7 protein-coding genes are annotated in these 25,744 nt (G+C 74.8%); 3 read left to right on the top strand and 4 right to left on the bottom strand.

Annotated elements, in window-relative coordinates:
* Positions 1-159 precede the first annotated feature (159 nt).
* From ACIF8T_RS24005 to ACIF8T_RS23995, 3 genes are all read left to right on the top strand, one after another.
* A complete protein-coding gene (locus ACIF8T_RS24005) occupies positions 160-804 on the top strand; it encodes a DUF6875 domain-containing protein (protein WP_400038146.1) in 645 nt (214 codons plus the stop codon).
* On the top strand, positions 782-1,642 hold the full coding sequence (locus ACIF8T_RS24000) for a tryptophan 2,3-dioxygenase (RefSeq protein ID WP_400038145.1): 861 nt from the start codon (positions 782-784) through the stop codon (positions 1,640-1,642). The genes ACIF8T_RS24005 and ACIF8T_RS24000 overlap by 23 nt, the downstream gene beginning before the upstream one ends.
* Before the next feature lie 69 nt (positions 1,643-1,711).
* Positions 1,712-2,752 carry a methyltransferase gene (locus ACIF8T_RS23995; protein WP_400038144.1) on the top strand — a complete coding sequence of 347 codons (1,041 nt, stop codon included), beginning with the start codon at positions 1,712-1,714 and terminating at the stop codon, positions 2,750-2,752.
* 58 nt (positions 2,753-2,810) lie between these two features.
* Here the strand turns inward: ACIF8T_RS23995 and ACIF8T_RS23990 are convergent, their stop codons facing one another.
* The 4 genes from ACIF8T_RS23990 to ACIF8T_RS23975 form a co-directional block, all read right to left on the bottom strand.
* On the bottom strand, positions 2,811-3,452 hold the full coding sequence (locus ACIF8T_RS23990; protein WP_400038143.1) for an LmbU family transcriptional regulator: 642 nt from the start codon (positions 3,450-3,452) through the stop codon (positions 2,811-2,813).
* A 551-nt stretch (positions 3,453-4,003) separates the two neighbouring features.
* Positions 4,004-4,885: a siderophore-interacting protein gene (locus tag ACIF8T_RS23985; protein WP_400038142.1), complete on the bottom strand. Its 882-nt coding sequence runs from the start codon at positions 4,883-4,885 to the stop codon at positions 4,004-4,006.
* 149 nt (positions 4,886-5,034) lie between these two features.
* Positions 5,035-17,787 carry an amino acid adenylation domain-containing protein gene (locus ACIF8T_RS23980; protein ID WP_400038141.1) on the bottom strand — a complete coding sequence of 4,251 codons (12,753 nt, stop codon included), beginning with the start codon at positions 17,785-17,787 and terminating at the stop codon, positions 5,035-5,037.
* On the bottom strand, positions 17,787-25,655 hold the full coding sequence (locus tag ACIF8T_RS23975) for an amino acid adenylation domain-containing protein (protein ID WP_400038140.1): 7,869 nt from the start codon (positions 25,653-25,655) through the stop codon (positions 17,787-17,789). Before ACIF8T_RS23975 ends, ACIF8T_RS23980 begins: the two co-directional genes overlap by 1 nt.
* Between the last annotated feature and the right edge of the window lie 89 nt (positions 25,656-25,744).

Below are 25,744 nucleotides of genomic sequence, written 5' to 3'. Positions count from 1 at the left end.
CGGGGGTGTGCCCGGCCACTCCTGCCTTGATTCGGCTTTCCGGCCGCCGATATGGTTCCGCGAGCCAATAATTCGGCGCGGGAAACGTCGGCGAAAGCCTGCGTTCATTTCTTGACGGTGCCGTCGGAGGGGAAATCGACAGTAATGTCAATAGATGTGTTGGCAGTCGACGTCGGGAAAGCCCTCGACAGCGTCGACGAATGGCTGGATTCCTATATCACCCAGCCCCACGAGCAACTCGGCAGGTCCGGCGCGGTGTGTCCGTTCGTGGCGCCCGCCCGGCGGGCCGGCGCGGTCGAGACAGCGGTGCGGCTGGTGGGCCCCGCCGCCGGCCTCCCGCTGCTCAAAGAGGTCGTCCGCTGCGGGCTGGACGAGTTCGAGCAGCTCGGCTGGCGGACGTCGAACCCGGCCCTGCGGTCGCTGATCATCGTGCTGCCGGACCTGCCGCCCGAGGCGTTCGCGCTGCTCGACGAGGCGCACGCGCAGGTCAAGACCGAGAGCGTGGAACGCGGCCTGATGATCGGCCAGTTCCATCCGGCCTGTGCCGAACCCGCCGCCCGCAACCCGGCCTTCGAGGTCAGCCGGTCACCGGTCCCGCTGGTCGCGGTACGGGCGATGGCGGTGCACGACATCCTCTTCCTGGGCGAACGGGCGGACTGGTTCGCCCAGTACCACCGCCGTTTCGGCGAGCGGTACCGGTCCCGGCCGGCCGGCATCGGCCCGCTGCTCACGACGCTGTACCACAAGGCCCTGGCCCTGCACGGACCCGGAGGGACACCGGATGACCGCCGCACGACCGGGTGACGGGCGGGACGGCGCGGTGGCGACGCGCTGCCCCTACGGCGGCGCGGTGGACGCGCCCCCGACGGCGTACGCCGAGTACGCGGAGATGGACGCCCTCCTGGCGCTGCAGCGTCCCCGGACGACGGCGGCCACGGAGCCCGGCTTCATCATCATGAGCCAGGTCATGGAACTCCTCTTCAAGCTGCTGCACACCGAATTCACGGCGACCCGCGACCGGCTGGCCGACGACGACGTGGACGCCGCGCTGTGGACGTTGCGCAGGGCGGCTCGGGTGCAGCAGGTGGCGCTGTCGTCGTGGGACTTCTTCAGCGCGATGACGCCGGGTGAATTCGCCGAGTTCCGCGAGGTCCTGGGCACGGCCTCGGGGTTCCAGTCCGCCTCGTACCGGCGGCTGGAATTCCTGCTCGGGAACAAGGACCCGCGGATGGTCGGGCCGCACCGCGACGCGTCGAGCCATGAGGCGGTGGCCCGCCAGCTGCGCGAGCCGAGCCTGTACGACGCCGTGCTGGCCCTGCTGCGCCGGCGCGGCCTGCCCGTCGCGGACGCCGTGCTAACGCGCCCGTGCGAGGCGCCGTACGAACCCCACGACAGTGTCGAGCGGGCGTGGCGCGAGGTGTACGACGACGGCGCCGGGCACCGCCCGCTGTTCCTCCTCGGAGAGGCGCTGACCGATGCCGCCGACTCCTTCGCCCGATGGCGCTACACGCACCTGACGGTGGTGCAGCGCGTGCTCGGGGGCAAACCCGGCACCGGCGGCACCGACGGCGTGTCGTGGCTGGAGCGCATCGCGGGCCACCGGTTCTTCCCGGAACTGTGGTCCGTGCGGTCGCTCCTGTAGGGCGGAACGCCCGGCTGCCCGCCCCTCCGCTGTCACCTATCGATCACCGACCCCACGAGGGAGTCCTTCATGACCAAAGCCGGTTCCGTGGACCACGAAGACCTGACCCGGATCCTCTTCGGCGCCTCCGCCTTCCACCTGCTGCACGCCGGGTGCGAACTCGGCCTCTTCACGCGGCTGTTCGAGGAGGGACCGCTGACCACGGAGCAGGTGTGCGCCGGTCTGAAGCTGGAGCCGCGGGCGGCGCAGATCCTGCTGCTGGGCACGACCTCGCTCGGTCTGACCGCCTGCCACAGCCGCCGCTACCTCAACGCCGAGCTGATCGACTCGATGATCTCCGACGGCACGTGGAGCATCATCGAGGACATCGTGCGGTTCCAGGAGCGGATCGCCATGCCGGCCGCCGCCGACCTGGTGGAGGCGCTGCGGCAGAACACCAACGTCGGCCTGCGCCGTATCCCGGGCGAGGGCGGCGACCTGTACCACCGGTTGGCGTCACAGCCGGAACTGGAGGCGCTGTTCTACCGCTGCATGCGCTCGTGGTCGCGGCTGTCCAACCCGGTCCTGGTGGACCGGGCCGACCTGAGCGGGGTGTCCCGGGTGCTGGACGTCGGCGGCGGCGACGGGGTGAACGCGATCGCGCTGGCGGAGGCGAACCCGGGGACGTCCTTCACGGTGGTCGACATGCCGGGGGCCCTCGACATCGCCGAGCGCAGGATCGCCGAGCGCGGCCTGGGCGACCGCATCGCCGTGCGGGCGGGCGACATCTTCACCGACGACTTCCCGGCGGGCCACGACTGCGTGCTGTTCGCCAACCAGCTCGTCATCTGGTCGCCCGAGCAGAACGCGGCCCTGCTGCGCAAGGCGTTCGACTGCCTGCCGCCGGGCGGGCAGGTGCTCATCTTCAACGCGTTCTCCGACGACACCGGGGACGGGCCGCTGTACGCCGCGCTCGACAACGTCTACTTCGCCACGCTGCCGGCACCGAACAGCACCCTCTACCACTGGGGGCAGTACGAGGAGTGGCTGCGCGGCGCCGGGTTCCGGCGGGTCGAGCGGCTGCCGGGCGGGACGTGGACGCCGCACGGAGTGCTGCGCGCGTGGAAGTAGGCGGGACCCGGAGCGGGTGGGGCGGGCCAGGTGCCCGGCCCACCCGCTCCGGCGGGCGTCACCCGGGAAGGCTGGCGAGCGCCGCCTCGTCGAGGGCCCGGAGCACCCACTGCTCGAACTTGTCGCCGGAGAGTTCGGCGGCCTTGCGCCACCGCTGCACCCGCTCGGCCGGGGCGCTGAGCTTCGGCAGGTAGTCCTTCGGCGGTTCGCCCTTGCCGTCGCCCTGCCGGTGGGAGCGTATGTTGCGGCGCAGTTCGTTGCGTGACCAGTTGAACTCGTCGGCCAGGTCCAGCCACTTGTCCTGCTCGCAGGGCGGCAGGGAACTCACCTCGGCGTGGTGCTGGAAGCTCAGCGTCTCGCGGCGGCGGCCCAGCTCGAACTTGCGGGCCACCCACGCGTAGTTGCGCAGCGTCTGGTAGTCCAGCCCACAGGCCTCGATCGCCCGCAGGTACCGGTCCGAGAACTCCTCCTGCCCGTACACCAGCCAGTCGCCGAGGCACCAGGACGAGGAGTCGACGATGCGCGAGATCTGCGAACCGACGTGCTGCCACCGTTCGAAGGTGAGGGCCTCGGGGATCCTCAGTCCGACGCGTGTCGTGAGGATGTCCTTGCCTTGCCGCCCTCCGTCGGTTCTGTTCCTCCGAACGGGCGCGCTGGTACGCGGGCGGTTCCGCTGAGCGCGGTCCACGGAGTGCTGCATACGAACCTCTCTTCCGCCGGTGGTCATGCCTCTGGTGGTACAGAAGCCGCGTGGTTGAGGTGATGCGGGCGACGGACGCGACAAAGCGCCGGCTGGATGCCGGATACCGACCGCGGCCGTGCGCCGGAGCAGCCGAACGCCGAAAAAGACGTCCGGTGCGGATGGGTGGTTCTTCGCGGTGGCAGCTGATGGTGAGGGCGGCGTGGAGGTCGAAGCCCGCCGCTGTGAGATACCTGCTAAAGGCTGCGATATCTCGGATGGCTCACATGGCCCGCGATGATCGATTTCAAAGAAAACACCCCCGTTGAAATTCTGGCGAGGCAGACGAGCCGAGAAACCGCGTCGCCGTCCGGGCGGCGACGCCGACCGGCTATGCCGTGCACATATTATCGGATCAGTGCCGAGGGCGGGGGTGGGCGTAGCAAGAAAATATTCTCACCCGCATGAGGCGAATTATTTGGCTTGATAGGGATCCGCGGTCTTGACGGCGCCGGCAGACGAACGACCGGGACGCGTCGGCGGGTGACGCGTCCCGGTCGGGGAGCGGCGGATCAGGAAGCCTGGGCCTGCGCCTCCGCCAGGCGCTCCTGCGCCTCGGCGAGGTCCTCCGCGGTGGGGGCGTCGTCCTGGGTGAGCTTCAGGCGCCAGCAGCCGGAGAACTCGATCCGGCTCTTGGCCATGCCGCGGTCGTCCACCAGGTGCCGCCGCATCCGGCGCACCAGACCGGCCTCGCCGGCGATCCAGGCGAACCCCTCGCCGTCGGGCAGCGTGGCGGCCCGCAGCGCGTCGGCCAGCGCCTCGCTGTGCCCCGGCTCGGTCGCGCCGCGGTGCAGCCACGTCGTGGTCAGATCGGCCTCGGTACGGAAAGGCTGCTCGTCGGCCGCCTCCTGGACCTCGACGAACGCCAGCGCCCGCTTGCCGGCCGGCAGGCTCTCGACGATGGTCGCCATGCCGGGGACGGCGGTGTCGTCACCGGCCAGCAGCACCCAGTCGGCCTCCGCGAGCGAGGCGGACAGCGGCCTGGGGCGCGCGAAGTAGTCGCTGGGCCCGAACACGCCCAGGCAGTCGCCCTCCTTGGCGTCCATCGCCCACCGCGTGGCCGGTCCGGCGTGCCGGTGCAGGACGAAGTCGAAGGTGAGGGAGTCCGTGGCCGGGTCGTGCGCGCGGATCGTGTAGCTGCGCATCCACGGCCGCTCGTCCTCGGGGATGGCGCTGAAGGCCTGGTACCACGACGTGAGGTCGGTGGTCCCGGTGACTTCCGGCAGGACCGGCCGGGACTGCCCGGGGCGCGGGAAGTAGAGCTTGACCTGTTGGTCGGGTTCCGTGAGGGAAAAGCCCCGGACGTCGTCGCCGGTGAGGGTGATGCGTGCCATGTGGGGGGTGATCTGCTCTGTCCGGCTGACGTGCAGGAGCCAGATCGGCAAGCTGTTCATGGATTCCTTCGCGCGATCGGGGCGGATGGTGAGGGGGGTGTCGCCCGTCCGGTGCCGCCGCCCCGGCCGTGACGTCTCCCCCGACCCTCTTGCCCACAACACTTTACGGCATAAGGAGCTATCGGGGCGGGTCCGCGGGACGGCACCGGTCAGTCCCGGCCGTCGGCGTACGCGGCGAGTTTCTCCCCGACCAGCCGGCCGATCGCCTCCAGCGAGGCCTCCCGGTTCAGCAGGGTGCCGTGCTCGCCCGGCAGGCCGTGCCGCTCGATGCGCCCCGCCACCCAGGGCGTCCACGCGCGGTGCGTCTCCGCCGGGTCCTGCTGGTCGGCGGCGGTCAGCAGCAGCAGGTCGCCGGACAGGCGCTCGGGGCGGTAGTCGATGAGCAGGCGCGTGTTGTTGGCGGAGATCTCCATGATCGCCCGCAGCTGCTCCTCCCCGAGGTTCGCCAGCGCGCTGCCCCGCTGCCGCAGGATCTCGTTGGTGCGCTCGAACGTCAGCCGTTCCCCCTCGCCGAGCGCGAACGACTCGTCGACGAGCCCCACGAGGTAGGCGAGGTGCTCGTGCAGGTCCTCCTCGTCCAGCTCGGGCACGTCGTCGTGGGTCAGCCCCTTCCAGCCCGGGCAGGCGTCCACGACGGCGAGCACCCCCACCCGCTCCCCGCGCCGCCGCAGTTCCACGGCCACCGCGTAGGCCGCCACTCCGCCGAACGACCAGCCGAGCAGATGGTAGGGGCCCGCGGGCTGGACCCGCTGGATCTCGTCGGCGTAGTCGGCCGCCATCGCCTCCAGCGTGTCCGGGCGGGGTTCCGGCTTGCCCAGACCGCGCGCCTGGAGCCCGTAGACCGGCCGCTCGGGGTCGAGGTGCCTCAGCAGACCGGCGTACGACCAGCTGATGCCGCCGCCGGGATGCACACAGAACAGCGCCTCCCGCCCGCCGCGCGGGCGCAGCGGCAGCAGCACCTCGTAGCCGTCGCCCGGGGCGCCGTCCCGGAGGCGTTCCGCCATGCCGGACGGGGTCGGCGTCTCGAACAGCGCGCGCAGTCCCACGTCCACGCCGAAGGCCGCGCGGATCCGGGCCTTGAGCCGGGCCGCCAGCAGCGAGTGGCCGCCCAGCTGGAAGAAGTCGTCGTCGACCCGGACCCGGGGCAGACCGAGCACCTCGGCGAACAGCTCGCACATCAGCTCCTCCTGCGGCAGCCGCGGAGCACGGCCGTCCGGGCCGGAGCCGAGGTCCGGGGCGGGCAGCGCCGAACGGTCCAGCTTGCCGTTGCGGGTCAGCGGCAGCCGGCTGAGCGGCACCACCGCGCTGGGCACCATGTACTCCGGCAAGTGCCGCCGGGCGTGGTCGAGCACGCTGCCCACCAGCGCGCCCGCCGCCCGCGCGGTCAGCGGCGCCCGCACCCAACGGGTCACCGGCGTACCGGTGCCCAGCGGGGACCGCGGCCGGTACAGATCCACCACCGAGGGGGCGGACTCCGGATCGGTGAACACCACGTCCAGGCGGCCGGGGTCGGCCGACCAGGTCACGTGCGCGGCGAACCCGAGCCGGCCGGCCAGCTCGTCGAACGCCGCGAGCGGCGGGGCGCCGCCCGCGACCTCCGGGTCGTGCTCGTGGATCGCCGCCTCGACGGCCGCGTCCTCGGCCAGGCGCTCGTTCGGCACCCCGGTGACCCGCAGCGGCACCCGCGCCCGGCGCAGCATTTCCTCCAGCCCGGCCGGCCCCGCCGCGTCGTCCCAGGCGACGACGGGCACCTCGCGCGCCGAGACGAGCGGCGCCCCACCCTCCTTGAAGAGCGTGACGTCATAGCGGTACCGCGTCAGCTCGTTGTGGAAGGTGCCCCGCTTGACCTCGACGCGGGCCCCCGCGAGGCCGCCGACGTGCTCGCCCAGCCCGGCGAACAGCTCGGGCGCGACGAGCAGTTCCTTCTCCATCACCAGGGCGCGCTCGACGGCCCGCCGCAGGCTCGCGCGGTCGTGCCGGTCGTGCACCCTGCGGGCCAGCGCCGCGGAGGTGAGCATGCGGTGCAGACGCAGGTCGCGTACGTCGCCGAGGAACAGGGCGCCGCCCGGAGCGAGCAGCCGCAGGGCCGACTCGATCACCCGCAGCAGGTACTCGGAGCTCGGGAAGTACTGCACGATCGAGTTCAGCACCACGGTGTCGAAGTGTCCCCGCGGCAGATCCCCGGCGTCATGGGCAGCCAGGACCCGCAGCCGCACCCGGTCGCGCAGCTCCGGATCGCCCGCCACGTGTCCGCGCAGCGTCTCGACGACCGCGGGGGAGAAGTCCGTGGCCCAGTACTCCCGCGCGTCCCGGGCGAGCCGTGACAGCAGCAGGCCGGTACCGGCGCCGATCTCCAGCACCCGGCGCGGCCGCAGCCGCCGGATGCGGGCGACCGTCTCGCGACGCCACTCCCGCATCTCCTCCAGGGGGATGGGCGCGGCGTCGTAGCTGCTGTTCCAGCCGGAGAAGTCCTCGCCGAACGCGGCCGTCGGCGCGGCGTACAGGGACTCGTAGATCCCCTGCCAGGCCTGGACCTGGTCCTGCTCGGCCGCCTCGTCGTGCTCCGCGGCCTCCGGGTCGGCGACCACGTACGCCACCAGGCGCGGGTCGGCCGGCCGGTCCTCGCGGACCAGCACCGCCGCCTGCCCCACGCCGGGATGACGCAGCAGCACGCCCTCCACCTCGCCCGGCTCGACCCGGAACCCGCGCAGCTTGACCTGGTCGTCGTCGCGCCCGACGTAGTCCAGCGCGCCGTCCGCCGTCCACCGCACCAGGTCCCCGGTCCGGTACATGCGCGCGCCCGGCTTGCCGAACGGGTCGGCGACGAACCGCCGCGCGGTCAGCTCCGCCCGGCCCGGGTAGCCGCGGGCCAGACCGGTGCCGGCGATGTACAGCTCGCCGACCACCCCGGGCGGGACCGGGCGCAGCTCCGGATCCAGCACGTACAGCCGGGTGTTGGCCATCGGGCGCCCGATCGGCACCGACGTGGCGTCGGCGGGCAGCGCGTCGACCGGCCAGCTCGCGGCGAAGGTGGTCGTCTCGGTCGGCCCGTACCCGTTGACGACGACCAGGCCGGGGCAGACCGCCAGCGCCGTGCGCACCGCGTGCGGCGACACCGCCTCGCCGCCCGTCCACACCTGCCGGACCCCGGCCAGGCACTCGGGCACGCTCTCGGCGACCAGCGTGAACAGGGAACTGGTCAGCCACAGACCGGTGACCCGCTGCCGCACGATCGTGTCGGCGAGCACGTGCAGGTCGAGTTCGCCGTCCGGGCCGATCACGACGGTGCCGCCGGTGAGCAGCGGCACCCACAGCTCGTACGTCGACGCGTCGAACGCCGGTGACGAGTGCAGCAGCACCCGCCGCTGGGCCTCGGTGCGCCAGCGCGGGTCGGCCGCCAGCTCGGCCACGTTGCGGTGGGTGACCCCGATGCCCTTGGGGCTGCCGGTGGAGCCGGAGGTGTACATGATGTACGCCAGATCGTCCGGGCCCGGCCGGCCGGCCGGGGCGGGGAAGGGCGCCCCCTCCTCCTCCTGCGGTACGAACCCGTCACCGAGGTCGGTGCCGACGAGGACGACCGTCGTGCCCTCGGGCAGCGACTCCGGCGCCGGGGCGCGGTCGGTGACCAGGACCCGGGCCCCGGTCTCGGCCAGCACCGCGCGCGTCCGGGCCGCCGGGTGGCGCGGGTCCAGCGGCACGTAGGCGGCGCCCGCCCCGAGGATGCCGAGGACCGCGGCGACCAGGCCGGGGGAGCGCGGCATGAGCAGCGCCACCGTACTCGCCCGGCGCACACCGCGGCGCGCCAGCACCGCCGCGACGTCCTCGGCGGCGTCGCGCAGCGCGCGGTAGCCGATCTCGCGGTCGCCGTGCACCAGGGCCGGTGCGTCGGGGCGCTCGGCGACCCGGGCGGCGAACAGCTCGGGCAGACCGGCCTCGGCCGCCGGCCGGTCGGTGTCGTTGTGCCGCTCCAGCAGCAGGCTCTCCCGCGCGGTGAGCAGATCGGCCGAACCGATCGTCCGGTGCGGCGCCGCCACCAACGACGTCAGCAGCCGCACCCAGCGGTCGAACAGGCCGGTCACCGTGCCGGCGTCGTACAGGTCGCTCGCGTACTCGACGACCCCGGTGATGCCCTGCGCGCCGCCCGTGCCGTCGAGGTGCTCCGACAGACTGAAGAACAGGTCGAACTTGGCCGAGCCGGTGCGCCCCGGTTCGATGTCGACGCGCAGCCCGGGCAGCCGGAAGGAACCGGCCGGCGCGTTCTGGAGCGCCAGCATCGTCTGGAACAGCGGGTGCCGGCCGAGCGAGCGCGGCGGGTTGAGCCGCTCCACCAGGTACTCGAACGGCACGTCCTGATGGGCGTACGCGCCCAGCGCGGTGTCGCGCACCCGGGCTATCAGCTCCCGGAAGCTCGGCCGCCCCGAGGTGTCGGTGCGCAGCACCAGCGTGTTGACGAAGAAGCCCACCAGGTCGTCGAGTTCCTGGTCGGTGCGCCCGGCGATCGGGCTGCCGATCGGGATGTCCGTGCTGCCGCTCAGCCGGGACAGCAGCGCCGCGAGCCCGGCCTGGAGCACCATGAACACCGTCGCGCCGGACTCCCGGGCCAGTTCCGCGATCCGCCGGTGCAGCTCCGCGTCGATGCCGACCCTGACGTAGTCGCCCCGGTAGGAGGCCACGGCCGGCCGCGGACGGTCGGCGGGCAGCCGCAGCTCCTCCGGCAGGGCGCGCAGGCGCCGCACCCAGTAGTCGAGCTGGGTGGCGAAGAGGCTGTCCGCGTCGCCCCGGTCGCCCAGCAGTTCGTTCTGCCACAGCGTGTAGTCGGCGTACTGCACCGGCAGCGCCGCCCACGACGGGGCCTCGCCCCGGCACCGCGCCTCGTACGCCCGGGCCAGGTCACGGGCCAGCGGGTTCAGCGACCAGCCGTCGCCGGCGATGTGGTGCACCACCAGCAGCAGCACGTGCTCCTCGGCGGACAGCGCGAACAGGCGCACCCGCAGCGGCGGTTCGGCGGACAGGTCGAAGCCCTGGCGGGCGGCGGAGTCCAGCCGCGCGGCCAGGCCCTCCTGGTCCGTGCCCACCACCTCCACCGCGGGAGCCGCCTGCGCCGGGTCCATCACCCGCTGCCACGGCACCCCGCCGCTCTCCGGGAAGACCGTGCGCAGGCTCTCGTGGCGCGTCACCACGTCGGCGAGGGCCGCCCGCAACGCGCTCCGGTCCAGGGACCCGGTCAGGCGCAGCGCGAGCGGGATGTTGTACGCCGGGCCGGTCCCCTCCAGCTTGTGGATGAACCACAGCCTGCGCTGGGCGAACGACAGCGGCAGCCGCTCGGGCCGGGCCCGGCGGGCGAGCCGCAGCCGGCTCGGCGCCGCGGTGTCCACCCGGGCGGCCACCGCCGCCGGGGTGGCGTTCTCGAACAGCGCCCGCAGGGCCAGTTCCACGCCGAACGTGGCGCGGACCGCGGCGATCAGCCGGGTGGCGAGCAGCGAGTGCCCGCCCAGCTCGAAGAAGCTGTCGTCGGCACCCACCCGGGGCAGCCCCAGGACCTGCGCGAACAGGTCGCACACGATCTGCTCCTGCGGGGTGCGCGGATCGCGGCCGGTGCCGCCCGCGGTCAGCGTCGGCGCGGGCAGCGCGGCCCGGTTCAGCTTGCCGTTGGCGGTCAGCGGCAGCGCGCTGACCGGCACGAACGCGCTCGGCACCATCGGGGACGGCAGCGTCCGCTCCACGTGCCGGCGCAGCCGCGCCATCAGGGTGCCGCTGGTGCGCGGCACCATCGGGTCGCTGGTGAGAGCCGACAGGCCGGTGCGCGGACCGGGCGCGGACACCGGCGGGCAGGTGCCGGTGAGCGGGGCGTCCCCGCGGGCCAGCACGAAGTCCACCAGCCGCGGATGCGACGACCACGCCGCCGCCGTGCGGTAGCCCAGCTCCGCGCCCAGCCGGTGCAGGTCCGCCAGGTCCACGGCGGGCGCGGGCACCACCGGTCCGTCACCGGTGCGTATCGCCTCGGCCAGCGCCAGCTCGGCCGCGACCCGGTCGTTCGGGACACCGGTCAGCCGCAGCCGCTCCGGGCGCCGCTCGGCGAGGTGCGCCCGGACGGCCGCCAGGTCCCCGAGCTCGTCCCAGGGCACCGCGGGGGCGTCCCCGACGTCGGTCGTGGGCGCGTCCCGGTGGTGCAGCGTCACGTCGTAGCGGTAGCGGCTCAGCTCGTTGTCGTAGGAGCCCTCCTTCAGCGACACGCCCACCGCGCCGATGCCCGGCAGGCGCTCGGCGACCGCGGCGAAGTAGTCCGGGTCGACGAGGAGTTCCTTCTCCGTCATCAGGTCGTGCTCGACCTCGCGGCGCAGCGCGGCGAGGTCCGGCGGCCCGGACGCCCGGTGCGCGTGGACGCCGGCCTTCAGCGCCCGCAGCAGCCGCACGTTGCGCACGTCGCCGACGAACAGCGTGCCGCCGGGCGCCAGCAGGCGGGCCGCGGTGGTGAGGACCTCGGTCAGGTAGTCGGCGCTGGGGAAGTACTGGACGACGGAGTTCAGCACGATCGTGTCGAAGTGCCCGGCGGGCAGCCCGCCCGGATCGTGCGCCGCCTGGACCCGCAGCGTGACGCGCTCGCGCAGCGCCGCGTCGGCCGCCACGTGCCGGCCCAGCTCCCCGACGACGTGCTCGGAGAAGTCGGTGCCCCAGTACTCCGCGCAGTGCGGCGCGATCCGGGACAGCAGCAGGCCCGTGCCCACGCCGAGTTCCAGCACCCGGCGCGGCCGGAGGCCGAGGATCCGCCGCACCGTGTGCTCCCGCCACTCCCGCATCTCGGGCAGCGGGATGGGCTCACCGGTGTAGCTGCTGTTCCAGCTGGCGAAGTCCTCCCCGAACGGCGCCTCGGCGGCCCCCGCGTACACCGAGTCGTACAGCAGCCGCCAGTCCTCCAGCTGGTGCCGCTCCGCGCCCTCCTCGCGCGCGTCCGGCGTGGCACCGGGCACGACGTACGCCACCAGCCGCCGGTCGCCGGGCCGGTCCTCGCGCACGGTGACGGCGGCCTGCCGCACCCCGGGCTGCCCGCCGAGGACGCGCTCGATCTCGCCGGGTTCGATCCGGAAGCCGCGCAGCTTGACCTGGTCGTCGGCGCGGCCGGCGAACTCCAGCCGCCCGTCGCCGGTCCAGCGGGCGAGGTCGCCGGTCCGGTACATCCGCTCACCCGGCGCCCCGTGCCGGCAGGCCACGAAGCGGGAGGCCGTCAGGCCCGCCCGGCGCAGATAGCCGTGGGCCAGACCGGTCCCGGCGAGGTACAGGTCCCCGACGACACCGGGCGGCACCGGCCGCAGGCGCGCGTCGAGCACGTACGCCCGGGTGTTGTCGATCGGCGTGCCGATCAGCGGGGGCCGCGTCCCCGGCTCCCGGCTCGCGGTCGACCAGATCGTCGTCTCGGTCGGCCCGTACAGGTTCAGCACCTCGCCCAGCTCCGCCAGCTCCGCCGCCAGCCGCTCGGGCAGCGCCTCGCCGCCGGTGAGGACGCGCAGGCCCCGCAGCGGCGCCGGGTCGTGCGCCACCAGCGTCTGCCACAGCGACGGCGTCGCCTGCATGACGGTGATCCCCTGCGTCGCCACCCGCTCCAGCAGCGCCGACGGCTGCCGCACCACGTCGCGGGGAGCGAGGACGACCCGGGCGCCCCGCAGCAGCGGGAGCCAGATCTCCAGGGCGGCGATGTCGAACGAGACCGTGGTGACGGCCAGCAGCCGGTCCTGCGAGGTGAGCGGCACCAGCCGCCCCATCGCGTGCAGGAAGTTCGCCAGCGCCTCGTGCGGGACGACCACGCCCTTCGGTGTGCCGGTCGACCCCGAGGTGTACAGGACGTACGCCGGCTGCCGCGGCGCGAGACGGACCCGCGGCGGGACGGCCGGGCGCGCGCCCAGGGCCTCGACCGTCCCCGGATCGTCCAGCGTGATCCGCGCCGGGCCGTCGGCGTCGGCGTCGGCGTCGAGCACGAGCTTGCCGGCGGCCCGGGTGGTGAGCAGCACCGCGGGCCGGGCGTCGCGCAGCATGAACTCCAGCCGGGACACCGGGTAGTCGGTGTCGAGCGGCAGATAGGCCGCGCCGGCCCGCAGCACCGCCAGCAGCGCGACGGGCAGCACCTCCGTGCGCGGCAGCGCCAGGGCGACCACCGTGCCCGGCCCGCCGCCGTGCGCCAGGATCTCCCCGGCCAGCCGGTTCGCCCGCTCGTCCAGCTCGCGGTACGTCAGCGTGGCACCGTCGGCCACCACGGCGACGGCGTCGGGCGCCGCCGCCGCCCGCTCCTCCAGCAGCCTCGGCAGCGGCCGCGGCGCGACCGGCACCGAGGTGTCGTTCCACCCGCGCAGCACCTGCTCCCGCTCGGCGGCCGTCAGCACGTCGACGTCCGCGATCGGCCGGTCCGGGGCGTCCGCGACGGCGGCCAGCAGCCGCCGCCAGCGCGTGAACAGGGCGCGGACCGTGGCCGGTTCGTACAGGTCGCCGGCGTACTCCACCGCACCCTCGATGCCGGCCGGCGCCCCGTCCCGCGTCGTGCGCTCCACCAGGCTGAAGAACAGGTCGAACTTGGCGGTGCCGGTGCGCGCCTGGGAGACGGCGACCTCCAGACCCGGCAGTTCGAACCTGCCCTCCGGCGCGTTCTGCAACGCCAGCATCACCTGGAACAACGGGTGGTGGGCCAGCGAACGGGCCGGGTTGAGCACCTCCACCAGGTACTCGAACGGCACGTCCTGGTGGGCGTACGCGTTCAGCGCCGTGTCCCGCACCCGCCGCAGCAGCTGCGTGAACGTCGGGTCGCCGGAGGTGTCGGTGCGCAGCACCAGGGTGTTGACGAAGAATCCGATCAGGTCGTCCATGGCCTGGTCGGTGCGCCCGGCGATCGGGCTGCCGATCGGGACGTCCGTGCCGCAGCCCATCCGCGTCATCAGCGCGGCCAGCCCGGCCTGGAGCACCATGAACACCGTGGTGCCGTTGCGCCGGGCCAGCCCGGCCAGGGCGCGGTGCAGGTCCGCGTCCAGCCCCACCTCGACGTAGTCACCGGTGTACGACGCGGCCGACGGGCGCGGCCGGTCGCCCGGCAGCGTCACCTGCTCGGGCAGGCCCTCCAGCGCGGCCCGCCAGTAGGCGACCTGCCGGGCGAGCAGGCTGTCGTCGTTGTCGTGCTCGCCGAGCAGGTCGTTCTGCCAGAGGGTGTAGTCGGCGTACTGGACCGGCAGGGGCCGCCAGGCGGGTTCCCGCCCCTCGGCGCGCGCGGCGTAGGCGCGGGTCAGGTCGGCCGCCAGCGGGTTCAGCGACCAGCCGTCGCCGGCGATGTGGTGCAGCACCAGGAGCAGCACGTGGTCGTCGGGCGCGAGCGCGAACAGCTCGGCCCGCACCGGGCACTCGGCGTCCAGCCGGAACGCGTGCCGGGCCGCCGCGGTGAGCAGGCCCGGCAGGCTCTCCCCGGTGGCCGGCGTGACCGGCAGCGGCGGGACGGCCCGCTCGGGGTCGAGGACGTGCTGGGCGGGGACGCCGCCGGTCTCCGGGAAGAGGGTGCGCAGACTCTCGTGACGGGCGACGACGTCGCCGAGGGCGGCCCGGAGGGCGGCGTGGTCGAGAGCCCCGGTGAAGCGCAGCGCGAGCGGGATGTTGTACGTCGCGCTCGGCCCCTCCAGCTGGTGCAGGAACCACAGCCGCCGCTGGGCGAACGACAGCGGCAGCACCTGCGGACGGTCCCGCCGGGTCAGGGCCGGGCGGGCCGGGCCGCCGTCGTCCAGCCGCTGCGCCAGCCCGGCCGGGGTGCGGGCCTCGAAGACGGCGCGCACCCCGGTCTCCGCGCCGAACGTGGCGCGGATCCGGGCCGCGAGCCGGGTGGCGAGCAGCGAGTGGCCGCCCAGGTCGAAGAAGTCGTCGTCGGCGCCGACCCGGGACAGGCCCAGGACCTGTGCGAACAGGTCGCACAGGATCTGCTCCTGCGGGGTGTGCGGGTCGCGGCCGGCCCCGGCCCGGGTGAGGTCCGGGGCGGGCAGGGCGGCGCGGTCGAGCTTGCCGTTGGGGGTGAGGGGGAGGGCGGGGAGGGGAACGACGGCCGCGGGCACCATGTAGTCGGGCAGCCGGTCGCGCAGGAAGCCGCGCAGGGCGTGCGGGTCCGGCGCGCGGTCCGCGACGGGCACCGCGTAGGCGACCAGCCGCTGGTCCCCGGGCCGGTCCTGGCGCACGAGGACGGTGGCCTGCGCCACGTCGGCGTGCCCGGTCAGGGCCGCCTCGATCTCGCCGGGCTCGATGCGGAAGCCGCGGACCTTGAGCTGGTCGTCGGCGCGGCCCAGGAACTCCAGGTGGCCGTCCGGCGTCCAGCGGGCGAGGTCGCCGGTGCGGTACATGCGGTCGCCGGGCCGGCCGTACGGGTCGGCGACGAACCGCTGGGAGGTCAGGGCGGGCCGGCCGAGGTAGCCGCGGGCCAGGCCGGGGGTGTTGGTGTACAGCTCGCCGGTGGCGCCGGGCGGCACCGGGCGCAGCGCGTGGTCCAGGAGGTAGACGCGCACGTTGTCGACGGGCCGGCCCAGCGGCGCGGCGGCCGGCCAGGCCGCGGGGTCGTCGGGCAGGGTGTGGGCGGTGAGGACCTGGGCCTCGGTGGGCCCGTAGTGGTTGTGCAGACGGCGCGGGGTGTGCTCGTGGAAGGCGCGCATCCGCCGGCTCAGGGTCAGCGCCTCACCGGCCTGCGCGATCTGCCCCAGCGACGGCACGTCCAGGCCCGCCTCGCCGGCGGCCTCGGCGAGGGACTCCAGGACGGTGCTGGGGGCGAAGATCTCGTTCACCCGGTGCTCGGTGAGCCAGGCGGCGAAGCGCCGCGGGTCGCGGCGGGTGTCCTCGTCGGGCACCACCAGCGTCTTGCCGAACAGCAGCGCGGAGAGGACCTCCTGCACCGACACGTCGAAGCTGATCGCGGTGAACTGCGCGGTCCGGGTGCCGGGGCCGCCGCCGAGCTGGCCGTGGTGCCAGCGCAGCATGTTCGCCACGCCCAGCCCGGTCATCTGCACCGCCTTCGGCCGGCCCGTCGACCCCGAGGTGTAGATGACGTACGCCGGGCTCGCGAGCGTCAGCGGCCCCGGCCGCTCGGCGGGGGAGGGGTCGGTGTCCGGGCCGTCCGCGATCAGGGCGGCGGTGCGCGGATCGTCCAGGACCAGCAGGGGGGTCGGGTCGTCGTCCGGGACCGCCGACCGGGTCCCGGCACCGGTGAGCACGACGGCCGGGCGGGCGTCCGTGAGCATGTACCGGATGCGCGCGGCCGGGTGGTCCGGGTCGAGCGGCAGGTGGGCGGCGCCCGCCTTGACGACGGCCAGCAGCGCGACGATGTGGGCGGGCGAGCGCGGCAGGGCGAGCGCGACGATGCTCTCCGGCCCGACGCCGCGCCGGATCAGGGCGTGCGCGAGCCGGTTGGCGCGCCGGTTCAGCTCCGCGTACGACAGGGTCTCGTCGCCGAAGCGGACGGCGGACGCGTCCGGGGTGGCGGCGACCTGCGCCTGGAACCAGTCCGGCAGCAGCGGCAGCTCCCCGTCGCGCCGGGTGTCGTTCCAGGTCTCCAGCAGCAGACGGCGCTCCTCGGCGCTGGTCACGTCGACCCGGCCGGTGAGCGTGCCGGGGTCCGCGGCGACAGCGGCGAGGACCAGGCGCAGCCGGTCCAGGAGCGCCTGCGCGGTCGCCCGGTCGAACAGGTCGTCGCGGTAGTCCAGCCGCAGGTACAGCCGCCGGCCCGGTGCGGCGACGAGGGTGAGCGGATAGTGGGTGGCGTCCCGGCCGCGCTCCAGGGCCGGGGCGACCCGCACCCCGGCGTCCAGCCCGGCGGCGGCGTTCTGGGCGGGCCCGTCCCACGGGTAGTTCTCGAACACCATCATCGTGTCGAACAGCTCCGGCACACCCGCCGCCCGCTGGATGTCCGACAGCCCCAGGTGGTGGTGGGCGGTCAGTGCGGACTGGGCGCGCTGCACCTCGCCGACCAGTTCCGACAACGACCGTCCCGGTGCGACCCGCACCCGCACCGGGACGATGTTGATGAACAGCCCCACCATCGACTCGACGCCGGGCAGCTGCGGGGTGCGGCCGGAGACGATGGCGCCGAACACCACGTCCCGATGCCCGGTCGTGCGGCTCAGCGTCAGCCCCCACGCGGCCTGGAGCAGGGTGTTCACCGTCACCCCGAGCTCCTGCGCCCGCGCCCGCAGCGCCGCGGTCAGCTCCTGCGGCGCCTCGGTCACCACCCGCTCGGGCAGCCGGGGGACGCGCGCCGGATCGGCCGGGGCCACCCGGGTCGCCTGGTCCATACCGGCCAGCTCCCGCCGCCACGCCTCCTCGGCCGCCGCCCGGTCCTGGCGGCCCAGCCAGGCCAGATAGTCCCGGAACGGCGTCACCCTCGGCAGGGCGGCGGCGTCCCCGTCCCGGGCGTACAGGGTGAACAGCTCCCGTACCACGATCGGCGTCGACCAGCCGTCCAGCAGGATGTGATGGCTGGTCAGCAGCAGGCAGTGCCGCTCCGCCGCGAGCCGGACCAGCGTGAACCGCAGCAGCGGGGGCCGCGCCAGGTCGAAGCGGCGGCGGTGGTCCTCCCGGCCCAGCCGGTCCAGCTCCGCGCGCGCCTGCGCCTCCGGAAGCCCGCTCAGGTCCGCCTCGGTCCACGGCACGGTCACCTCGGCCGGGATCAGCTGCACCGGCTGACCGTCCGTCACCTGCGGGAACGCCGCGCGCAGGTTGGGGTGCCGGGCCACCAGCGCCTGCGCCGCGGTACGCAGCCGCCGCGCGTCCAGCGGACCCGTGAGGTCGAAGACCTGCTGCACCATGTACACATCGGGACCGTCCACGTCGTACAGCGCGTGGAAGAGCATGCCCTCCTGCATCGGTGTCAGCGGGAGGATGTCGACCAGGTTGCCGCGGGTCATTACCGAGTCCTCCACATGTCCTCGAGCTGTTCGACGTCGTGCTGGGCGAGTCCGACGAGCGGGAAGTCGGACGGGGTGAAGCCGCCGTCCCCCTGCTCGGAGCCGTGCCGCGCCAGGCCGCGCAGGGCCTGGAACCAGTACTCCGCGACGGCCCGGGCGTCGGCCTCGGGCCACATCCCGGGAGCCCACCGCCAGGTGGCCGTCAGGCGCGGCCCGTCCGGGTGGTCGCGCACCGCCGCGTCGACCTCCAGGCCGTGCGCCAGGGGAAGGGCGGCGTCGCTGCCGCCGACCAGCCCGATCTCGCCGGCCACCCGCCACTCGGGGTGCTCCCGGACGATCGGGGTGCCGGGCGCCGGGAACCGGCCCACGTAGTTGAAGCCGACCTGGGGCACGGCCGCGCCGGCCAGCTCCGCCGCGGTGTCGGGGTTCAGGTAGCGCAGCAGGCCGAATCCCCGGCCGTGCGCGGGGACGGCGCGCATCTGCTCCTTGACCCGTTTGACCGCGGCTCCCGTGCCGGGCGCGCCGGCGGTCACGTCCTCCCACGCGTGCGCGCCGGGGTCGAGCCGGACCGGGTACAGACTGGTGAACCAGCCCACCGTGCGGGAGAGATCGGCCCCGCTGCCGTCCTCGTCGCGGCCGTGCCCCTCCACGTCGACGAGGACGGCGCCGCCCTCACCGCGGCCCCGCTCCCGGCGGAAGTGGCCGAGCGCCAGGGCCAGCGCGGCCAGCAGCACGTCCTGGACCCCGGCGTGGAACGCGGTCGGCACGCCGGTGAGCAGGGGCTCGGTGACGTCGGGCGGCAGGGTGGCGGTGAACCGGGCGGCGGTGCCGGTCACGTCCCGTGCCCGGTCGAGGGCGCGTGCGGTCAGCAGGGGGTCCGGTTCCCCCACCGTCCGCGTCCACCAGGCCAGTTCGCCCACCGTCCCGGGCTGCCGGGCCCGCGTGTGCAGGGTGCGTGACCAGGCGCGCACGGAGGTGCCGACGGGGGGCGGCGGGGTCCCGTCCAGCGCGGCCAGCAGGTCCGGCACCAGGATGCGCCAGGAGACCCCGTCGACCGCGAGGTGGTGGATCACCATCAGCAGCCTGCCCTCCCGGCCAGGCCCGGCGTCCAGCCAGACGAACTGGGCCATCCGGCCGTCCCGGGGCGAGAGCCGGTCCGTCGCGGCCTCGGCCTCGCGCTCGACGGCCGCCCGCAGGGCGTCGGCGGACCGCTCATGCGCGTCGTTCGCGCGGTCCGGTCCGGTGGACGGCAGGTCCACCACGTGGACCAGGCCGGCCGGGTCCACCTCGCCCGCGGGGCGGATCTCCAGGGCCCAGCGGTCCGTGTCCGGCTCCTCCGTCAGGCGGGCGCGCAGGGCGGCGTGCCGGTCGGTCAGCGCGCCGACGGCGGCGGTGAGCCGTTCCCGGTCCGGCCGGTGGGGTGTCCGCAGCAGCAGGGACTGGGAGAACCGGTCGACCGGGCCGCCGCGGTCCTGGAGCCAGCACATGATCGGGGTGGGCGGGACCGGCCCGTCGCCCGTCCCGGAGTCGTCCCCGGCCGGGGGCGGTGCCGTCAGATCGCCGACGGCCTCCGCCAGGCGCGCGGCCGTCCGGTGCTCGAAGACGTCCCGTACGCCGGCGTCCAGACCGGCGGCGCGGGCCTGGGAGACCAGCCGGATCGAGAGGATGCTGTCGCCCCCGAGGGCGAAGAAGTCGTCGTCGGCGCCGACCGGGTCCAGGCCGAGGACCTGGGAGAACAGCTCGCACAGCAGCTTCTCGCGGGGCGTGCCGGGGTCCCGGCGGCCGGTCGCGGGCAGGACGGGTTCCGGCAGGGCGGCCCGGTCGACCTTTCCGTTGGGGGTCAGGGGGAGCGCGGGGAGCGGGACGAAGGCCGCGGGGACCATGTAGTCGGGCAGCCGCTCGGCGGCGTACGCGCGCAGCGCGGCCGGGTCGGCCTCCGTCACCGGGTAGGCGACCAGCCGCGCACCGCCGGTGCGGTCCGGGCGGGCCAGTACGGCGGCGCGGACCACGTCCGGATGCCCGGTGAGCACCGCCTCGATCTCGCCGGGTTCGATGCGGAACCCGCGGATCTTGACCTGGTCGTCCGAGCGCCCCGCGAACTCCAGCACGCCCGCGCCGTTCCAGCGCACCAGGTCGCCGGTGCGGTACATGCGGGCGCCGGGCGGTCCGAACGGGTCGGCGACGAACCGCCCCGCGGTCAGCGCGGGCTGCCCGAGGTAGCCGCGGGCCAGCCCCGACCCGGCGATGTACAGCTCGCCGACGACTCCCTCGGGCACCGGGCGCAGACCGGCGTCCAGGACGTAGGTCCGGGTACCGGCCAGCGGCCGGCCGATGGGCACGGCCGGGGCGTCCGGCGCGAGCTCGCGCAGGGTGTGGCTGGTGGCGAAGGTGGTGGTCTCGGTGGGGCCGTAGCCGTTGACCACCGCCGTTCCGGGGCAGGCGGCCAGGACCCGGCCGACCGCGGCCGGGGACAGCGCCTCGCCGCCCGCCCACACCTGCCGGACCGCCGCGAAGCAGCCGGGGTCGTGCTCGGCCACCACGTCGAACAGCGCGGCGGTCAGCCACAGGCCGGTGACCCCCGATCCGGTGATCAGCCCGGCCAGCGTCGGCACGTCCAGGTCGCCGGGCGGCGCCACCACCACCCGGCCGCCGCGCAGCAGCGGCACCCACAGTTCGTAGGTGGACGCGTCGAACGCCAGTGGCGAGTGGAGCAGCACCCGGTCGTGCGCGGCGCCCGACCAGCAGGGGTCCGAGGCGAGCGCGGCGACGTTCGCGTGGGTGACGACGATCCCCTTCGGCCGGCCCGTCGAGCCCGAGGTGTACATGATGTAGGCGGCGTCGGCGGGTGCCGCCGGGACGCGGGGACCGGCCGCCGGTCCGGCGGCCGGCCCGGCGACCGCGGCCGGGTCGTCGAGATCGAGGCGGGGGACGCCGTCGAGCGCGGGGGCGCCCCTGGTGGTGAGCAGCAGCGCGGGCCGGGTGTCGCGCACGATCAGCGCGGTCCGCGCCGCGGGGAGCCGGGGGTCGAGGGGGACGTAGGCGGCGCCCGCCTTGAGCACCGCCAGGATCGCCACCACCGCGTCGACGGACCGCTCCAGGCGCAGCGCGACCGCGTCGCCCCGCCGGACGCCGCGGGCCCGCAGCAGGCGGGCGAGCCGGTCGGCCCGGGCGTTCAGGTCCGAGCGGGTCAGCTCGGTGTCCCCGGCGACCAGCGCCACCGCGTCCGGTTCCGCCGCGGCGCGCGCCTCGAACAGCGCGGGCAGCGTCAGGTCCGGCACCGGCCGGCCGGGACCGGTGCCGTAGCGCAGGATCCGCTCCCGCTGCGCCGGGGTCAGCAGGTCGACACCGGTGACGGGGGCCCCGGGGTCGGTGACCGCGGCGTCGAGCAGCCGCACCCAGCGGTCCCACAGGGCCAGCACCGACTCCGGTTCGAACAGGTCGTCGGCGTACTCGACGAGCCCGTGGATCCCGGCCGGCCGGCCGTCGCCGTCGTACTCCTCGGTGAGGCTGAGGAACAGGTCGAACTTGGCGGTGCCGGTGCGGCCCAGCTCCGAGCGCACCCGGAGGCCGGGCAGGTCGAAAGAGGCGTCCGTGGCGTTCTGGAGCCCCAGCACCACCTGGAAGAGCGGATGGTGGGACAGGGAGCGCGACGGGCTGAGGACGTCGACCAGGTACTCGAACGGCACGTCCTGGTGGGCGTGGGCGGCCAGCGCGGTCTCCCGCACCCTGGCCACCAGCTCGGCGAAGGAGGGGGCGCCGGCGGTGTCGGTGCGGATCACCTGGGTGTTGACGAAGAGGCCCACCAGGTCGTCGAGCGCCTGGTCGGTGCGCCCGGCGATCGGCGTGCCGACGGGGATGTCCGTGCCGGCGCCGAGCCGGGACAGCAGGGCCGCGAGGCCCGCCATGAGCACCATGAAGAGGCTGGCGTTCGCGGCCCGTGCCGTCTTCAGCAGCCGCCGGTGCAGGTCGGCGTCGATCTCGGCGGCGAGGTGGTCGCCCCGGTGCGAGGCGACCGCGGGCCGCGGGCGGTCGGTGGGCAGGGCGAGGCACTCCGGCAGCCCGGCCAGCTGGCGCCGCCAGTAGGCGACCTGGGCGGCGAACACGCTGCCGGCGTCCTCCGGGTCGCCGAGCAGGTCGCGCTGCCACAGGGTGTAGTCGGCGTACTGCACGGGCAGTTCGGGCAGTTCGGGCCGCTCGCCCCGGCTGCGGGCGCCGTAGGCGGCGGCCAGGTCACGGGAGAGCGGGCCGACCGACCAGCCGTCCGCGGCGATGTGGTGCAGGACGAGCAGCAGGACGTGCTCGTCGGCCGAGAGGCTGATCAGTTCGGCCCGCAGGGGCGGCTCGGCGGCGAGGTCGAACCGGCGGCGCACCGCCTCGGTCACCTGGTCCGGCAGCTCCGCCGGGTCGCCGCCGCGCGCGGTGAACGGCGTCTCGACGTCCTCCAGCACGACCTGGTACGGAACGCCGTCCAGCTCGCGGACGACGGTGCGCAGGCTCTCGTGCCGGGCCACGACGTCGCCGAGGGCGGCGCGCAGCGCGGCCCGGTCCAGCGGGCCGGACAGCCGCAGCACGAACGGGGTGTTGTAGGTGGCGTCCGGCCCGTCCAGCCGGTGCAGGAACCACAGCCGCTTCTGCGCGAACGACAGCGGCAGCGGCCGCGGGCGGGCGCGCCGGACCAGCGGCGGGCGGGCCGGTGCCGCGTGGTCCAGCAGCCGGGCGAGCGCGGCCGGCGTCGCCGCCTCGAACAGGGCGCGCAGGCTCAGCTCGGCCCCGTACGCCGTGCGCAGCCGGGAGGTCAGCCGGGTGGCCAGCACCGAATGGCCGCCGAGGTCGAAGAAGTTGTCGTCGGGCCCGACCCCGTCCACGCCGAGGACCTCGGCGAACAGGTCGCACACGGCCTGCTCGCGCGGGGTCCGGGCCGGCCGGTGCGGGTCGCGCGGCGACGCCCGGTCCGGGGCGGGCAGCGCGGCCCGGTCCAGCTTGCCGTTCGGGGTGAGGGGGAGCCGGTCGAGCGGGACCACGGCGGCCGGCACCATGTGCTCCGGCAGCCGGTCACGGACGAACGCGCGCAGCTCCTCCGGCCGCACCCCGGCTCCCGCGGCGGGCACCACGTAGGCGACCAGCCGGTCGTCGTCGAGCCGGTCCCGGCGCACCAGCACGGCGACCTGGGCGACGTCCTCGTGCTCGGCCAGGGCCGCCTCGATCTCGCCGGGCTCGATGCGGAACCCGCGGACCTTCACCTGGTCGTCGGAGCGGCCCAGGTACTCCAGCAGCCCGTCGGCGGTCCAGCGGACCACGTCCCCGGTGCGGTACATCCGGGTGCCGGGCGGCCCGTAGGGGTCGGCGACGAAACGCTGCCCGGTCAGTCCCGGGCGGCGCAGGTAGCCGCGGGCCAGTCCGGCGCCGGCCACGTGGAGCTCGCCGGGCACACCGGGCGGCACGGGGCGCAGACCCGGGTCCAGGACGTAGGTGCGCAGGTCGTCCAGGCCGGTGCCGATGACGCTCGTCTCCGCGGCGGCCGCCCGGTCGCGGTCCAGGTCCAGCCGGGTGACGTGCACGGTGGTCTCGGTGATCCCGTACATGTTGACCAGCGCCGGCGCGGTGTCCGGGTGGCGCTCGTACCAGGGGCGCAGCCGGTCCGGGCGCAATGCCTCACCGCCGAAGACGACCGTGCGCAGGGCGAGGCGGTCGCCGAGCGCGGGCTCCTCCCGGTCGGCCTGCATCAGCTGGTAGAAGGCGGACGGCGTCTGGTTGAGCACCGTCACGCCCTCGTCGGCCAGCAGCCGCAGCAGCCGCGTCGGCGTGCGGCTGACGTCGTACGGGACGACGACCAGGCGGCCCCCGTGCAGCAGCGCCCCCCAGATCTCCCAGGTGGAGAAGTCGAACGCGGCGGAGTGGAACAGGGTCCACACGTCCCGCTCGTCGAAGGCGAAGCGCTCCCGGGTGGTGTCGAACAGGCGGACCACGTTCTGGTGGGTGACCAGGACGCCTTTGGGCCGGCCGGTGGACCCCGAGGTGTAGATGACGTACGCGGGATGGTCGGGGGTCAGCGGGTGGGTCCGGTCGCCGTCTGCGGGGTCGGCCGCCGGCTGCGCGCCGAGCGGGCCGGCCGTGGCGGCCTCGTCCAGGACGAGCGCGGGCGCGCCGGACGGCAGCGAGGGCGCGGTCCGCCGGTCGGTGACCACCAGCACCGGGGCGGCGTCCGCCACCATGAACGCCAGCCGGGCGGCCGGATAGGCCGGATCCAGCGGCAGGTAGGCCGCGCCCGCCTTGGTGACGGCGAGCAGGGCGACGACCAGGTCGACGGACCGGGGCAGGGCCACCGCGACGATCTTCTCCGGCCCGGCGCCCCGGGCGATCAGCAGGCGCGCGAGCCGGTTGGCCCGGGTGTTCAGCTCCGCGTAGGACAGCCGGGTGCCGTCCAGGGAGACGGCGGTCGCGTCCGGGCCCGCCGTCGCCCGCGCCTGGAACAGCTCCGGCAGGGTGGCGCGGCGCGCGGGGGCCGCGGCGGCCGGGGGCGGCAGGAGCGTGCGGCGCTCCGCCGCGGTCAGCAGGTCGACCCGGCCGACCGGGGCGTCCGGGTCGGCCTCGGTCACCGCGTCCAGCAGGGCCACGAACCGGTCCTGATGGGCCGTCAGCGTCTGCCGGTCGCAGACCTCCGGGTGGGCGGTCAGGTCGATCTGGAGGCCGGAGCCGTCCCGCCGGTCCCACACGGCGATCGCCAGGTCGCCCACCAGGCCGGAGGACAGGTTGTGCACGGTCGCCGGAAGCGCGCCGAACCGCAGGTCGTAGTCGAAGGACATGACGTTGACCAGCGGCGCGTACCGGGTGGCGGCCGCGTCCGGCAGCGCGGTGTCCCGGTGCACGTCCTCGCCCCGGTAGCGCTGGTGGGCCACCACGTCACGGACCCGGTCGCTCACCGCGCGCAGCAGCCCGGCGACGCTCAGGTCCGGCCGCACCGGCACCCGCAGCGGCAGGACGTTGGAGGTCATGCCGGGGGTCTGGCGCACCACGACGTCCGTGCGCGCGGCGACGGGCAGGCCCACCACCACGTCATCGGCGCCCGTCATCCGGTGCACGTACGCCGTGGCCGCCGCGATCGCCAGCTGGGACCACGGCACCCTGGCCCGGCGGGTGATCTCCCGGATGCGCTCCAGCCGGTCCTGGCCGAGCCGGGTGGTGCTGCGCAGCAGCTCGGCCGGCGTGCTCCGCGACGGCACCACGAGCCGGGGCGTCCGCGGCCGGTCGGCGAACAGGCCGGTCCAGAACGCCCGGTCGCGGGCGAACTGTTCGGAGGAGCGGTAGACGGCGTCGCTGTGGACCAGCCGGCGCAGGGAGCCGAACGGCGACGGGCCGCACGGCCGCCCCTCGGTGAACGCGGTGTACACCGCCGCCACCCGCCGGGCGATGAGCTGGGCGCCGAACGCGTCCATGACGATGTGGTGGTAACTGTGGTACCAGATGTGGCGGTCGTCCCCGAGCCCGATCAGCGCGTGCCGGAACAGCGGCCCGCGGGCGAGGTCCATCGGTTTGCGGAGGTCCTCGCGCATCCACGCCGTCGCCGCCGCCGACGGGTCCGGCCGGCCGCCGGCGTCGACGTACGGCAGCGGCCAGTCGGCCACCTGCCGCAGTGTCTGCCGGGCGTCGTCGCCGGACTCGGTGAACCGGACGTGCAGCGCGTCGGCCTCGCCGACCGTCTGCCGCAGCGCCCGTTCGAACAGCGCGGTGTCGAGCGGGCCGTCGATCCGCACGTATTCCCCGACCCGGTAGACGCTGTTCGTCGATGCGAGGCGCTGCTCGGCGAACCAGATCTCACGCTGTGCGGCCGACAGGGGCAGAATCGCACCATCGGGCTCACGACCAGACAATCTTCAGCCTCCGGTTGCGTAGCGCCGTCTGATTTGGATATGTCGGCGGGAAGAATGCAAACGGTTGTCGCGCGAGTCGGTTTTCCCGC

Origin of the sequence: Streptomyces sp. NPDC085946, from assembly GCF_044540485.1 — a bacterium.
GTDB lineage: Bacteria > Actinomycetota > Actinomycetes > Streptomycetales > Streptomycetaceae > Streptomyces.
Note: the sequence above shows the minus strand (reverse complement) of the source record. Positions and strands in the feature narration are given on the sequence as shown.